The 13,910-nt window shown below is 48.3% G+C and carries 11 protein-coding genes; 6 read left to right on the top strand and 5 right to left on the bottom strand.

Going from position 1 to position 13,910, the window contains the following annotated elements; translation table 11 throughout:
* Positions 1-656 precede the first annotated feature (656 nt).
* The 3 genes from ACJJIL_RS01875 to ACJJIL_RS01865 form a co-directional block, all read right to left on the bottom strand.
* Positions 657-1,484, bottom strand: a complete 828-nt coding sequence (locus tag ACJJIL_RS01875; RefSeq protein ID WP_444915455.1) for a DUF417 family protein — start codon at positions 1,482-1,484, stop codon at positions 657-659.
* Between the two features lie 155 nt (positions 1,485-1,639).
* Positions 1,640-2,008, bottom strand: coding sequence for a cupredoxin domain-containing protein (locus ACJJIL_RS01870; protein WP_282931156.1), 369 nt, complete (start codon positions 2,006-2,008; stop codon positions 1,640-1,642).
* Entirely contained in the window at positions 2,009-4,252 is a 2,244-nt protein-coding gene (locus ACJJIL_RS01865) for a heavy metal translocating P-type ATPase (protein ID WP_445361075.1), read from the bottom strand. It abuts the gene before it with no gap.
* Positions 4,253-4,452: 200 nt separating this feature from the next.
* Between ACJJIL_RS01865 and ACJJIL_RS01860 the strand changes: the two genes are divergently transcribed.
* From ACJJIL_RS01860 to ACJJIL_RS01835, 6 genes are all read left to right on the top strand, one after another.
* Positions 4,453-5,760 (top strand): DnaT-like ssDNA-binding domain-containing protein, encoded by a 1,308-nt coding sequence (locus ACJJIL_RS01860; protein WP_108734619.1) that lies wholly within the window; start codon positions 4,453-4,455, stop codon positions 5,758-5,760.
* Positions 5,672-6,337, top strand: a complete 666-nt coding sequence (locus ACJJIL_RS01855) for a replication protein P (RefSeq protein WP_445361074.1) — start codon at positions 5,672-5,674, stop codon at positions 6,335-6,337. The genes ACJJIL_RS01860 and ACJJIL_RS01855 overlap by 89 nt, the downstream gene beginning before the upstream one ends.
* Before the next feature lie 142 nt (positions 6,338-6,479).
* Entirely contained in the window at positions 6,480-7,190 is a 711-nt protein-coding gene (locus tag ACJJIL_RS01850; protein WP_445361073.1) for an outer membrane beta-barrel protein, read from the top strand.
* A gap of 218 nt (positions 7,191-7,408) precedes the next feature.
* Positions 7,409-8,119 carry an outer membrane beta-barrel protein gene (locus ACJJIL_RS01845; protein ID WP_445361072.1) on the top strand — a complete coding sequence of 237 codons (711 nt, stop codon included), beginning with the start codon at positions 7,409-7,411 and terminating at the stop codon, positions 8,117-8,119.
* Positions 8,120-8,193: 74 nt separating this feature from the next.
* Entirely contained in the window at positions 8,194-8,613 is a 420-nt protein-coding gene (locus tag ACJJIL_RS01840) for a hypothetical protein (protein WP_445361071.1), read from the top strand.
* 100 nt (positions 8,614-8,713) lie between these two features.
* Positions 8,714-9,151 carry a VanZ family protein gene (locus ACJJIL_RS01835; RefSeq protein WP_444896014.1) on the top strand — a complete coding sequence of 146 codons (438 nt, stop codon included), beginning with the start codon at positions 8,714-8,716 and terminating at the stop codon, positions 9,149-9,151.
* Here ACJJIL_RS01835 and ACJJIL_RS01830 read toward each other — a convergent pair.
* Positions 9,129-11,009 (bottom strand): phytase, encoded by a 1,881-nt coding sequence (locus tag ACJJIL_RS01830; RefSeq protein WP_445361070.1) that lies wholly within the window; start codon positions 11,007-11,009, stop codon positions 9,129-9,131. The two genes, ACJJIL_RS01835 and ACJJIL_RS01830, sit on opposite strands and share 23 nt — an antisense overlap.
* A gap of 131 nt (positions 11,010-11,140) precedes the next feature.
* Positions 11,141-13,744 (bottom strand): TonB-dependent receptor, encoded by a 2,604-nt coding sequence (locus ACJJIL_RS01825; RefSeq protein ID WP_445361069.1) that lies wholly within the window; start codon positions 13,742-13,744, stop codon positions 11,141-11,143.
* Positions 13,745-13,910 lie beyond the last annotated feature (166 nt).

Here is a 13,910-nt window from a genome sequence, read left to right as displayed (position 1 = left end):
CTATTATTTTTATAATTTAAACAAACAACTTTTAGCGTGTCACCGAAAGATAAGTCTAATTTTTAATAAATACCATCCCATTAAAAGTTCCATATAAACACAAAAATAAAAACATAAATAATGACAAAATAATTTCTTAAAAAATAGAAAAATGACGACCCAAAACAAAAAATAAGACCACAATTTCGGGCAATTACTGCAACATAAAATCAATAAAAGCGACATTTAGTGGTATTTTATTCTAGCAAGGGCAGCCAGGTATAAATCCGAATATACCGCTTATAAAAATATAAAAACAAAATATGGAAGAACTATGAATTTCACACTTAAATCCTCCCAGAAATCAATATGAAACCCTAACTAACTCCACCTATCGCTTACCGGCAAAAAAACACGGTGCACCCACGACAAAATTGAAATAGAAAAAACCTAGAAAACAACGGCCAATACTTCTTCTATAACTAATCGGGCAGAGGGTTTTCCAATGACAATTAAAAATATTAGTTTTTTAAAGCTTTCACTTTACTGAATTCATGCCGACCAGATATCTCTGAGTCCACAGAAAATGCTACCTTTCGATAACTTACAAATAGTATCCCCAATGAATCAAAACCGATATTTTGGGGCCTCAGAGCAACTCTTTGACCCCATCAGCTTTAAGATTTAATCATGGAGTTTCTAAAGCCCAGGATTAATATTAGGTTTGCGATAAACCACAGGTCTTTAATAATAAAAATACCGCTGGAACTAAGTTGCCAGGGAGCTACCCAACTGCCTGGGTAGGAGTAGAGGAAGGTCTGGGTTGTTATAAATACTGCGGCACAAAGCAATAGTCCCGGCCAAAACAGCTGCCGGATATAAATACCCAAGGCGAGGATAGCCAGCGCAATCAAGTCATATATACCGATAAGATTTGAGGCCACCTGCACGCTAAATACACTGTATAACCACGACATCAGTGGCGAAGTGCTTACCAGACCTTCAATCCCCTCAGCCTCAAGCGCTGTGAATTTCATCCCACCAATCCAGAGTAATACCAAGCCGACAGGGAAATAATTGAGCCATATCAGCTTTAGTGGACTCAACGAATCCCGATACAACCAGGTAATACCCAAGGTTAACAGGGCAAAGTACTTAATTATCCCCTGTCCTGAGCCAATTGCCGGAAAGCCGCCCAGGGAGTCGATCCAATGGCCGCTGCCAAGAAGACTCAGTAGGGGCACTAGCGATATTAAAATCAGAAGGATTGCCAGGGGCTTAACAACTCGCTCAAAGCGAAGGACGAGCGCCCCCAAAATAGCGGCGACTGAAAAAATAATGGCAGTCAGTAAACGTATAGAGGAAAGCACTTCCTCATTAGTGACACCGTAAAATTCAAATACGCGCTTGATACCACCCCATTGGCCGGAAAAAAGCGCCGCCGCAATAAGCGCAAAGGCGATGGCCACCAGGGCGAAGGGAAGTTTTCGAAGAAGAAATGACATTTGTTGACGACCTCTTAACAAATTAGAGCTTAGTCACCAGCCTGACCAGAGCCCCTCTCTCCATACAGGTGAAAGGCGGCTCTGGGGTATTGGTTAAATCTATGTCGTCTTGGCCCGGGGAATTATTACACCCCCATAGAGAATGACATTTACTGTTACTCCAGTATCAATGTGCCCCGATACATTTGCATCTGGCAGTTGAACGGGTATTCACCCGGCTCGGCTTTTGGTATTTCCACCAAGGTGTCCTGGTTCAGGGCAAGCTGAGCGCTGACTTCCAAGTCTGGAAACAATACCCACTCGGAGCAGGGACTTGGGTCCTCCCTGTGAAAATGCAAAGTCGCTGTGCGACCGGCGGGCAGGCGGATAAGATCCGGTTCGTAAACTCCATCCTTAACCAGAATCTGTAAATTATCCGTGCTCGGCGTCGCCTTACTGGCACTTCTTTTTGGCCCCAACCAAAACCACCAGATAACAGCCAGAATCATCAGCACACCGACGATATTTACGAGAACTTCAGCCATTTAGCGAGCCTCCGATGGTTTAAAGAAGCGCAGGCGGTTGGCATTACTGACCACCGTCAGGGAGGAAAGCGCCATAGCACCACCGGCAACAATGGGGCTCAGTAACATACCCGTAATCGGGTAGAGGACACCGGCGGCGATGGGAATACCCAGAGTGTTATAAATAAAAGCTCCAAACAAGTTTTGCTTGATGTTGTGCAAAGTGGCCCGGGACAACTCCACGGCATTGGCGACCCCGTGCAGGGAGGAACGCATTAGGGTGACATCGGCGCTCTCAATAGCAACATCGGTACCGGCACCTATCGCAAAGCCCACATCGGCCCGCGCCAGGGCCGGGGCATCGTTAATCCCGTCACCCACCATACCCACTCGCTCGCCTTTTTTTTGCAATTCAGCGACGATCCCCTCTTTATCTTCCGGCAATAGTTCTGCGTGAACCCGATCGATGCCCAGTTGCCGGGCAACCGCTTCGGCACTGCCGTGATTGTCCCCGGTAAGCATTTCAATGCGTAAACCCAGTTTGTTCAGTCGCTCGATTGCAGCTTGCGCATCAGCGCGAATCGGATCGGCTACGGCAATAATCCCCCGCAACTTGCCGTCCACGGCGGCGTACATCACCGTGCGCCCCGCCGCAGCCAACGTGGCTGCCCGCTCATTCCAGACATCCAGGGAAATGGCTTCCTTTTGCATTAACTTGGTATTCCCCAACAGCACGCGACTGCCACTGATATCACCACTCACACCGTGAGCTGTGATGGCTTCAAAGTTGGCTGGAGACTGCAATTCAAGGTTTTTATCGTGAGCTGCCGTCACTATGGCTTCGGCCAAGGGGTGCTCTGAGCCCTGCTCCAGGCTCGCTACCAAACGCAGCAGTTCATCGCTGTCGCCATCGCTATCGATATCTGTCAGACGCGGAGAACCCTCGGTGAGAGTCCCGGTTTTATCCACAACCAGGACATCCAAGGTGCAGGATTGTTGCAGGGCCTTGCCGTTGCGCACCAGTACACCGTACTCAGCACCTTTGCCCACCCCCACCATAACCGACATGGGAGTCGCCAACCCCAAGGCACAGGGACAGGCGATAATCAGCACCGAAGTCAGTACTACTAACATATGGGCAACCCGAGGATCGGGGCCCAAGTTGAACCAAACCAGTGCGGCCACCAGGGCAATAATCATCACCACTGGCACAAAGATACCGGATATCTTGTCCGCCAAGCGCGCGATAGGTACCCGGGAGCTCTGGGCATTCTTTACCATCTCGATAATCTGCGCGAGGCGGGTGTCGGAACCCACTTTATCTGCGCGAAACAACAGGCTGCCATTTTTATTCAGGGTGCCGGCGGCGAGGCTGTCACCCTCCGCCTTTTTTACTGGCACTGGTTCCCCGGTGAGCATGGATTCATCCACCAGGCTGCGCCCTTCAAGCACAGTGCCATCCACCGGAATTTTCTCGCCGGGGCGGACGCGCAGCTGGTCTCCCTGCTGCACTTGCTCGATAGGGAGATCCACCTCTCGGCCGTCTCTCAATACCCGCGCGGATGTATCCTGGAGCTCCAACAGCTTCTCCACTGCGGCACTGGTGCGCCCGCGAGCCCGAATTTCCAGTGCCTGGCCGAGGCTGATCAGGCCAATAATCATGGCACTGGCCTCGAAGTACACATGTCGTGCCGCTTCCGGTAAGAGATGGGGAACCAATACCACGATCATGGAGAAGAGCCAGGCCGTTCCCGTGCCCAGGGCCACCAGCGTATCCATAGTGGCATTGTGGTGACGCAGTGCCTTCCAGGCGCCACTAAAGAAATTGCCGCCACAGAAGACCAGCACCGCCAGGGTAATCAGTCCCATAACACCCCAGGCCAGCTGCTCCGCAGGGGTATTCACCGATACTTTGTCGGTGATCAGCCCCCAGGCCATCATTGGCACGCCCACGCCCAGAGCAAATGCCGAGCGCCACAACTGCTGGCGGTAGTGCCGCTGTGTCTGCTCCCGCTGTTCCGCGCGCTGCTCTCGTTCACTACTTCGCAGGAGTTCGGCGCCGTAGCCCGCGCCTCGGACAGCTTCGATACAGGATTCAGCCTCTGCCGGGCCGTATACCGACAGGACTTTATCGGACAGGTTTACCCGGGCATCAGTCACCCCAGCTACGGCCTTAACCGCAGTCTCAATTTTGTTAATACAACCGGCACAATTGACTCCACTCAAACGGAACACCGTTGGCGCAGATTGTTGCTCCTTCGTCATCTTGCTCTCCCGCAACACCAATTACAGCGACAAAGTTACAACCTTACCGCTAGGGGAAGGCAACAGTTGGCAGCGCACCGTCTGCCGAAATTTCGCAGTCAATTCATCCTTCAGCTTAGTGGTTGGCACCAGGGGCAGGAAAAGGCTGAGGATTCGCCAATGATCGCGCATGCGATGCGACGGAATGTTATTATCGCGCCATGACACATCCCCTGCTTCCCGAAAGACCCCTGAGTATCTCTCCTTCTCTGGCTGCCACTGTCGGCCTGGAGGAAGCTGTGCTGCTCACTGCGCTTGGCGACCTGGCTCCATTCCTTCCCCTGGAGCCCTACGGAGGCCGGGATTGGTATACCGCCGAGGGGGAGCAGCTATACCTGCTGCTGCCCTTCTGGCAGGCAGCAGATATCCAGCGGGTGGCCACCAGCTTGCGCAACCAGGGTGCCCTTCTGCTGGGGGCGGCACCATTCGGCAGTAGCGAGATTCTGAAGTTCGCCCTGCCCGGTGAGTACAAGCGCCCGGTGGCAACACCCCCTACCCCGTCCAACCGCAATGCCAACACCATTGCCCCCAGTTGGCAGCCGGATAGTGAAACCATGGCGCGAATCGCCCAACTGGGTATTCCCGAGCACTTTGTAAGGGAGCAATTGCCAGAGTTTGTCACTTACTGGCGCGAGCGCGCCGAGCCCCGCCACTCCTTTGGCTCCCTGTTCCTGCGCCAGGTTAAAAGCAAGTGGGAGGCTTTTCGCGCAACGGCTCAGCGCAAGCAGCCACTGCCCAACGGCTGGCAACCCAGCGATGAGACCCTACGCAAGCTGGCGGACGAGGGAGTCCCCAGCACTTTTGTCGGCCGCGGCCTACAGCGCTTTCTCGATTACCACCGCTCCAGTGGCAAGCAGTCCATTTCCTGGGATTTGGAATTCAATGACTGGATTATGGAAGACTGGGAGAAGCAGGACACGCCATTTATCGAAAAACGCAAGCCCACTGCTATGTCCCGCGACTGGCAGCCCAGCGAGCACACCTGGGAGCAGTTGCAGCGCCTGGCAATCAATCCGCGCTTTGCCGCCGAATTGCTGCCGGAATTTATTTATAAATGGACCGAGCGCGGTGGCCACAGTGCCCGCTGGGGTGAACTGTTTATCGAGTATGCGCGGGAAGAGTGGGCCTATTACTGCCAGGGTATTGAGAAAAACCCGGTGGCCAAACCTATCTCCCGCAACTGGCAGCCCAGTGGTGACTGCCTGAGTCATTTGATGAACCAATGCGAGATAGATCGCGACTTTGCTCTATCCCTGGTTCCGGAATTTATTATTTACTGGCGCGGTCAAAATGCCGCACGTAAAAGCTGGGACGCCGTATTTGTGCGTCACGCGCGCCACCAGTGGGCGGAGCGCAACAAACTGGCAATAGGAAACTCTTATGGCAATCCACAAGACTCCCACAACAACACCAACCAGCGCACCCGCGACCGGTCAATCGGCGACATACTCACAGACACAAACTGGTAGTGAACAGAGCCAGGAACTGCTGAACGAAAAGAAGCGCGCAATCAATGAAGTATTTGCGCTATTTAAACTGAATTATCACAACCAGTTCAGCGCAGCGTTTCCAGACACTGAAACCCTTCACCATGCCAAGCGCCTCTGGCTGGAGGCTCTGCTTGCTTTCGCTCCCCAGGATATTATGCAGGGTGCCAAGCGAGCGATCCTGCAAAGCGAGTACCTGCCCACCGTACATAAAATGCTGCAGCTGTGCGCCGCTGGGGAGAATGGTTTACCGGAAGCTCGCGCCGCCTATCGCGAGGCCTGCAATGCCCCAAGCCCCAAAACCAATTACAACTGGAGCCACTTAGCGATCTATCACGCTGGGCGGGAATCCAACTGGTTTTTTCTTGCCAATAACCCTGAGTCTATCGCCTACCCGGTCTTTGCCGAGCACTATCGAAAAATATGTGAACGAGTCCTGGGGGGAGAAAAACTAACTGCTCCAGAGCAATTAAAGCTGGAGGAAAACCCCGGCTCACCACTTTCCAAGGAAGAAAATTCGAAAAGACTCTTGGAGATGCGAGCAAAGCTTGGCATTTAGAAATTAACAGCCAACTGCTTACTCAGACTTTGAATACAGGGCCTGATACCTAAAGGCCCTCACGCCAATGACTTGTTAAGTAAAAGCCCTGATCTAGCTTTACTGTGCTTGAAATAAAAATAAACAAAGCACAGGACAGATCATGAATAATTTTAAGACCACCTTAAAAACAAGCTTGTTTTCCAGCCTTATATTCACTTTCGCTACAAATACCAGCGCTGACTTTGCCAACAGGAAATATATTGGGGCTACCCTCGGTGAAACCTCTTATCCTCAATTTTGCTCATCTGCAAACCCCCGGATAAAATCACAGATTCCTCAAGGATCTACAGACGGACGTTTTCATTGCAATAGTAGCGGCAGTACGATTAAGTTTTATGGCGGCTTGCGCTGGAACAGATACCTCGCCCTTGAAATCAGCTATCTAAAACCTTCAGCTGCGCAAAGCAGCTTTTATACCAATAATGAAAATGGAGAGTATGCAAAGGCTGCATACCAGGTTAAAACACATTTATTGACCGCCTTTTTATTGGGTTTTTATCCTATTAACTCCAACATAAATATGTTTGCCAGAGTCGGGGGCGGAGCTTGGAGAGGGAAATTATCAGAGCAACAATCCGCTCAATTTTATCTCCCCCAGCAATTATCCAATGGACAATTCACAACACAACTTCAGACGCTCGATAAAGGCAAGTCCCAAAACCACAAAGGCCCTCACTGGGGAATTGGGGTCGGGATGAATTATGTATATAGGAATCATTGGGTTTGGAGACTGGAGTGGGAAAAACTGGAGCCCACTGGAGTAGACTTCAATGCAGAAACACTATCACTGGGTTTAGGGCGGCGTTTTTGAATTTTGCTAATTGACACCTATAACTTTATACAAATTAAATAGAGTTCCCGCGAACTATTACTGGGAACTCTACCTTTAGGCGCCAAATCCAGTTAATAGAGTAGGTCCTACCTTCGACCAATCTAAAAGACGTTATTATTTTGGTGGTTGCCTTAATCAAATTTCACTCTAAAATCAGCTTCAGCGGTCCCCCCATATAAGCCAAACAAGGCCAAGCCATGAACCGCTTTAGCCCCCTATTTATTATTTTTCTACTTTCCTTACCAGCCCTTACTTGCGCCGATTTCTACTCACACAAATATGCTGGTATCTCTTTTGGTAACCAGCATGCCAATAACTTGTGTAGCGAAGCAGAGAAGCGAGTTCAACAAATTAGCGCCAGCTTAGATCAAGTGGATCTCAGTCGGTGTGATGATAAAAATAACGCCTGGAAACTATTTGCAGGAATTCGATGGACACCTTACCTGGCATTTGAAGCCAGCTATCAAAATTTCAATAAGTACCAACTGGATACCCCTATCTCATATGGGGATGGTGAATATTTAAACTATTTCTCTGATTTTGATAGCCAGCTTTTCAATATATTTTCCCTGGCGTATCTTCCCCTGGGAGAGTCATTTAGCTTATTCGGGAAACTTGGCACCGGCATCTGGTACGCGGAAACCAATGAGATTCAGAAGGGTGAAGTTTTTATCCTATACCGGCTTGAAGATGGCAGTTTAATAGAACAATTAACTCCAATCAGAGGTGAATTAACCGATAGCAGCAATGGATTCCACTGGGCATATGGTGCTGGTATTAACTATAGCTATAGGGGCAAATGGAGCCTACGGATAGAGTGGGAACAGTTTTCAAAAATTGGGGGCGATACGTTTCTGGATGAAATAGATAGTGAAGCTATCACCATGGGGTGGAGTATTAACTTTTAATAAAGTAAGGAAGGTTCAACATTAATTATTTCTAGAAAAACAGCTATCAGCTAACCGATTCAAACAATAAAAAAATGAAAAATAAGAAAAAAAACCTACAAGCAAAAGATCTAAAAGAATACAGTGAAGACTATAGAGCAAAAATAGAATTTGAAAATCGATTAAAAGATGAATATAAATTAATTAAAATATTTCCACTATTATTTTTCACTATAATACTTATTATTTCAGTTTTTCTTTCGGGTTACGCTCAACGATATGACGAACTTTTAATGGCCATTACCTTTGGGGTTATACTTACTTTATACGGTCTTAACTGGCAACTGGAACAGAAGAAAATTAACACCCCCCCTATCTGCAGTAACTGCAATAACAAGATGCGGCGCTGTGAATATACCAGCGGATGCAAGTGGCAAGATCTGAGGGGAATCGTCTATCTATGTGAAGACTGCAAGTCAAAAATAATTGATACTGAGCCATCACAATCTGGTTAACTCACAGTTTTTTAAGGCCTCTCTTTCCTCTCTCATAAGATATAGATAAAATCAACATCTAGACTTCACAAGATTAGACAAAACTGTATCAATAAGTATTATGTCAAGATTTCTCAAGGCTTCAGCCTTACTATTTTTTCTCTTTATTCTTTGGATTATCTATCTAGCCAATACCGGATCGAATAGTATATTTTTTGACCTTGTCCGTGCTATGCCCTATGGCGATAAACTAGGCCATATCGCCTTGTTTGGTACTTTTGGCCTTATCCTGATACCTGCCACCCGCGCCACTTATTTTAAGCTCGGCTTTATTAGAATTTACTATGGTGCTATCGCAGTGCTTGGCTTTGCCCTGATTGAAGAGATAAGCCAGGCATTTGTTCGCTCAAGGACTTTTGACTTACTTGATCTGGCCGCCGATATCGTTGGAGTGATACTTGCAAGCTCTCTGGTTTACCTGGTTCAGAGAGCCCGCAATATTAACAATTTAAGCCAGCCTGAAAACCCCGATACCGCTAGTGAGACAACAGACGATTGATATCCCTCCAATCAACCAATTTAAAATTCTGGGCTGCGCTGGGCATTCGGTTGCGCCCATCCTGAACAACTAACAAACCTTGAGGATATTCCGCACCCAAAGCTGAACTGGTAACGGCCAAACCATCGGTCTCCGAACTGCCATCCACACCTAACTGGGGGTTCATACCAACCCGAAAATGGGTAATAAATTCATTCCCACTACGGCTGAATAGTGCATAGCTATCATTACCTTGACTGGATATCACTAGATAGCCCTTGTCGCCATCCTGATAAAGTGCCAATCCCTCTATATCTGCCACCAGCTTTTCACCATCCACTTCTGCCACCAACTCTGGAGAGGCCTCTGATAAGGACTTTAGGTCCAGCCGCCAAATCCCCCGGTCCTCCTCTGCAAAAAACAGGGTTCCGAACTGGTCATCCACAACACAGCCTTCAACCTGTCCATAGTCATCAAACTGGATACCCTGCTCAATCTCAAACTCATTGGAGGACTCAGAGACATTGATTTTGAGCTGATGCAAGCTGGCCTCCTTATCAGAAACCCAGGCATAAAGCCCACTATCGTCCTGTTGCAGGCACAAGCCATAGGGATCATGAAGCCCTATACCCCGGTATCCAAGATACCCCACCTCGCCCGTTGTACTGATAGAAAATAGATCCAAACCGGGGTTAGTACGATTAGAGGCAACGGCAATCGCATCGATATTAGGGTGGGAAATTTTACGGATATCAACATTATTAACCCTGCCTACCGGAAAGTGCTGTTTTAAGCCGCCTGATAGATGATAGATATTGAGCCCCTTTTTTTTATCTGTAGCAAAAATCAGGCTGTTTGCCGGCGAATGAGAGTTCACCCAAATGGCGGGATCATCGGCAGCATCCCCATAAGAGTGAACGGGGTCAGTTTGTCCCCTGGCGGCAACAGTGGGAACAATCTCAAGCGGACTATCTGTAACGCTGGTCAGCTTGGTATTTATCGGGAAATAGGTTATTTCACTCTGATTATCATTTAACACGGCCAACCTATCACCAAAAACTGCTATAGAGGCAGGACTTTCTGCAGGCAATGTCCAAGACTGGTCGGGCCTATCACTTCCTGACAAGTCGAAAGCCTGTACTCCCTGTTCCACAGCAATCCAGATTTGGTCCTGCTGATAACCCAATCGCAAGCTGCCGAAATCATCACCGAGCTGTTTCGCCGAGATTAAAAGCTCACGCTCCTCATCTCGCTCTGCATCGGCATTCAATGCCAATATCCCTACAGGCGGCTGTGATACCAGTAATCGCCCCCGACGGTTATCCACACTACAACTATTAACCTCTTCCCCCAAATATATTGGGCGTATCTCGGTAAAGTCCCAGTGCTCATCACTGGGAGAAAGCAGGTACTCAAACCCCCGTCCGTCCTCTCCAATGGCAAACAGGTGATCTCTTCCTGCTTGTAGTGAAAAACAGAGTGCGCTCACAGGCTTGGCACTCTCAAGCTTTCCTAAAAGTTGAAGCTGCAAATCATCGTTTAGATCAGTAAATAATTGATATAGCTGTAATTGCGCTTCCTGCTCTTCGTAAGCCGCCACCAGGTAGCTACCACCTTCCCTTGGCTGAATGGCAAGTGCCTCTACTCTGCCATCCTTTTGAACTTGTATTTCTGCGGACTCATCTACAAGCACTAGCCCCTTATCTTTACTGGATAGCAACAAGTATTGCTGCTTAGGGAAACTGACCAGCTGAATCTGTTCAGCTATCAGCCCCTTTAAAGAGATGATCTTTTGTGAAGATAATCTTTGACTATCCTTTTCAAGATCACATCCGAGTAATATAAGGCAGGACAAAACACCCACTATTGAAAAACGCATAATAAAACCTGCTTAGGACTTATCGGTAACTGACAGAAAATATTATTTTTACAAAAACAAAGCCCCCACAATATTGCAGGGGCTTTATCAGGGTAAAAAATTGCACTAATCCAAAAATTCCAGTGTAAATTCTAGAAAGTGCTATAGCTCAGCCCAATCGCATAGGTCGGACCGTATTCTTCGTACTGACCATTAAACCCAGACGTGTGAACATAGTAAGGTTCATCCGTGAGGTTAACCCCAGTAAAAGTAAGTTGAAGGCCATTATCAAAGCGGTAGCGGGCCGACAAATCCAATTGCAAATGGTCTTCTTCGTAGCGGTCATTAGCCTCATTTTCAAGATCTACTTCCAGCAGGCGTTCACTGCGAAAAGCTGCTGACAGGCGCATACTAAAGGCATCGCGCTCATAGCCTACAGTAAAGTTGCCGACAAAATCCGCCTGGGAAGGCATAGATATTTTGTCACTGCGATCACTGCTATTGAGACCCAGATCAGCTTCTGAATCGGTAAATGTTGCATTGGCCCTGAGTAAGAACCCATTTTCAAAACCTTGAGTCCAGGCCAGTTCGGCACCACTGATACGGGCGTTGTCTCCGTTAATCGGTTGCCATACTTCAGCATCATCAACCGCTAAATCACCTACAAAACGGGTAAAATCGGTATTACTGGAAACCTCAGACATAACAATAAAGTTATCGATACTCTTATGGAAAAGTCCCACAGAGAACATACCCAGGTCGTCCGCATAGTATTCGGCAGACAGGTCGATATTGCGGGATTCATAGGGGTCTAACTCTGGATTTCCAGCTTCAACTTCCAGTTCCCCATCATCGTATTCAATTTTGGCCGGAGAGGGGTTCAAATAGCCAAATGATGGACGCGATAAGGACTCCGAATAAGCTGCACGGAGAACAACATTATCGTTGTAATCAAACTTGTAATTAATACTGGGGAAGAAATTGTCGTAGTCCCGCTCGTAGTTAACCTCAGTGGCATAAACCCCTTCTGAAATTAAATCGGCACCCGGCAGGGGCTCTTCCGACTCTGCCACATTCACTCCTTCAGCAGTAAATTCGGTGCGCTCATAGCGAACCCCAAAAACCAGCTGGGAGCGATCCAACTCAATAGAATTCATCACATACAAGGCCGTGATGTCTTCATTCATTGCGTAGTCACGGGTGGATGCCAAAGCGGTCTCCGTCTCATCTATGTCAAAATCACTGAGGTTAGCATTGATAAAACTATTCAGGCTTCCAACATTGACGCCAGGTCCAAATGCATCCAAACCATAATCGATACTATTGTGAGAAAAGTCCGCCAGAGTGTAATCCCCATCAAACCCTTCATATACAGTCGCATTTAAGTCACCAGCCTTTTCTCGCTGACGCTCATGTAATCCGAATTTAACTACTGAAGGATTGCCAGCCCAATCAATTTCTCTACTGAGATCAATACGGAAGCTGATTTCTTCATCTTCAGTAAAGTTATCTTCAATGACCAACTCATCGAGTTGATAACTGGCCGGGTCCAATACTGCTTCAACATCCTCACTTCCCACCGCCATACGGGGAGTATCACCAGCTTCAACATACCCCAAACGCAGGGAGTCCAAGACAAAATCGGTATCGCGTCGATTGGGTTCAGATTCCTCTGCGTGGGAATATCCCAAGGCATAGGACAATCCCCATTGCTCAAAAATATGCTCGCCACCAAATACCGCAGAAATAATTTCCTGTTCTTCCAGGCGGTCCTTCAGGGACTTCTCCAACGCGGCCTCTTCCCATTCTGCCGAGTTGGCCGAAATAGTCTCCGGCTCATCGCGCTCATCATCGAGCTTCCAGGAATTGCGCTGGCGGATTTCCTGATCAGAAAAATCTGAGTACAAGCTGTGGAGATAGATGCTTGAGTCACTGCCCAGTTCCAGGTCGAAGTTGGCAGCAAGACCTGTGCGCTCCCGGGTAATACTGTAATCGCGATGTTCTATTTCGGTCGCGCCCTTAGCTACAGAGCCATCTTCAGCGGTCAGTTCTTCCCAGCTACCGTCAGTCTCAATATTATCTGAGCCAAAATCCCGCTCCTGATGACTTAGCGCCAAGGCCACCCCGAGACGGCTCTCTCCATCAAGTTCAAAAATATTGGTCATGGTGGCAGCCACTTTGGGGCTGTACTCTTCCTGAAGCTCGCTGTAGCTATTCTCTACGCTGAACTTGTAGCGATTGCTATCATAATCCAGGGCATTCAGACTTTTGATCTCAATGGCACCGCCAATAGAATCTGCGCTCATATCCGGTGTAAGAGTTTTAAATACCTCCAAACTCGCCAGTAAGTCCGATGGAATAACATCCAGGGCTACCGCCCGGGTGTTTGTTTCCGGTGCCGGCAGGCTCACGCCATTAATTGTCGCCGCATTCAAATTTGGATCTATACCCCGTACCCCAACGAAACGCCCCTCACCCTGATCTCTCGCAATAAATACACCGGGCATCCGCTGTAACGCCTCTGTGACATTGGCATCGGGGAGTTCACCAATCGCATCAGAAGTTTGCACCGCTACGACCTTATTGGCGTCTCGCTGCCTATCCAAGTCGCTGCGCGCATTACTTGCCTGGGCGGTAACCGTCACAGTTTCCATTACCTGCTCATTTTCTGCGGCAGCATTTGCACTAATGATGGCAGTCGCCAGAGCCGCCAATGGCATTCCCAGTAACCGCAAGCCTGAAGTTCTGTATTTCATTGCGTCCCACTCCCACATTACCGGTGGTTAATTGAATTGGACGCAGACTAGAAGGCCGCTATGAACTTTACGTGACATTTTTTTTAAGCTTGTCATCACATAGTCAATTAGTACTGCGACGATAGATGTAAGCCCTGCTATTTACACAGATATCAATCGCCTTAAA

The organism is Microbulbifer maximicatervae (SeqCode), assembly GCF_052468095.1.
The sequence above is the reverse complement of the archived record's forward strand: the minus strand, read 5'-3'. Positions and strand labels throughout refer to the sequence as shown.

Coding starts and splice junctions, on each gene's coding strand:
- ACJJIL_RS01875 (WP_444915455.1), bottom strand. CDS start 1,484: ATGTCATTTCTTCTTCGAAAACTTCCCTTCGCCCTGGTGGCCATCGCC.
- ACJJIL_RS01835 (WP_444896014.1), top strand. CDS start 8,714: ATGTCAAGATTTCTCAAGGCTTCAGCCTTACTATTTTTTCTCTTTATT.
- ACJJIL_RS01855 (WP_445361074.1), top strand. CDS start 5,672: ATGGCAATCCACAAGACTCCCACAACAACACCAACCAGCGCACCCGCG.
- ACJJIL_RS01870 (WP_282931156.1), bottom strand. CDS start 2,008: ATGGCTGAAGTTCTCGTAAATATCGTCGGTGTGCTGATGATTCTGGCT.
- ACJJIL_RS01850 (WP_445361073.1), top strand. CDS start 6,480: ATGAATAATTTTAAGACCACCTTAAAAACAAGCTTGTTTTCCAGCCTT.
- ACJJIL_RS01840 (WP_445361071.1), top strand. CDS start 8,194: ATGAAAAATAAGAAAAAAAACCTACAAGCAAAAGATCTAAAAGAATAC.
- ACJJIL_RS01825 (WP_445361069.1), bottom strand. CDS start 13,744: ATGAAATACAGAACTTCAGGCTTGCGGTTACTGGGAATGCCATTGGCG.
- ACJJIL_RS01865 (WP_445361075.1), bottom strand. CDS start 4,252: ATGACGAAGGAGCAACAATCTGCGCCAACGGTGTTCCGTTTGAGTGGA.
- ACJJIL_RS01845 (WP_445361072.1), top strand. CDS start 7,409: ATGAACCGCTTTAGCCCCCTATTTATTATTTTTCTACTTTCCTTACCA.
- ACJJIL_RS01830 (WP_445361070.1), bottom strand. CDS start 11,009: ATGCGTTTTTCAATAGTGGGTGTTTTGTCCTGCCTTATATTACTCGGA.
- ACJJIL_RS01860 (WP_108734619.1), top strand. CDS start 4,453: ATGACACATCCCCTGCTTCCCGAAAGACCCCTGAGTATCTCTCCTTCT.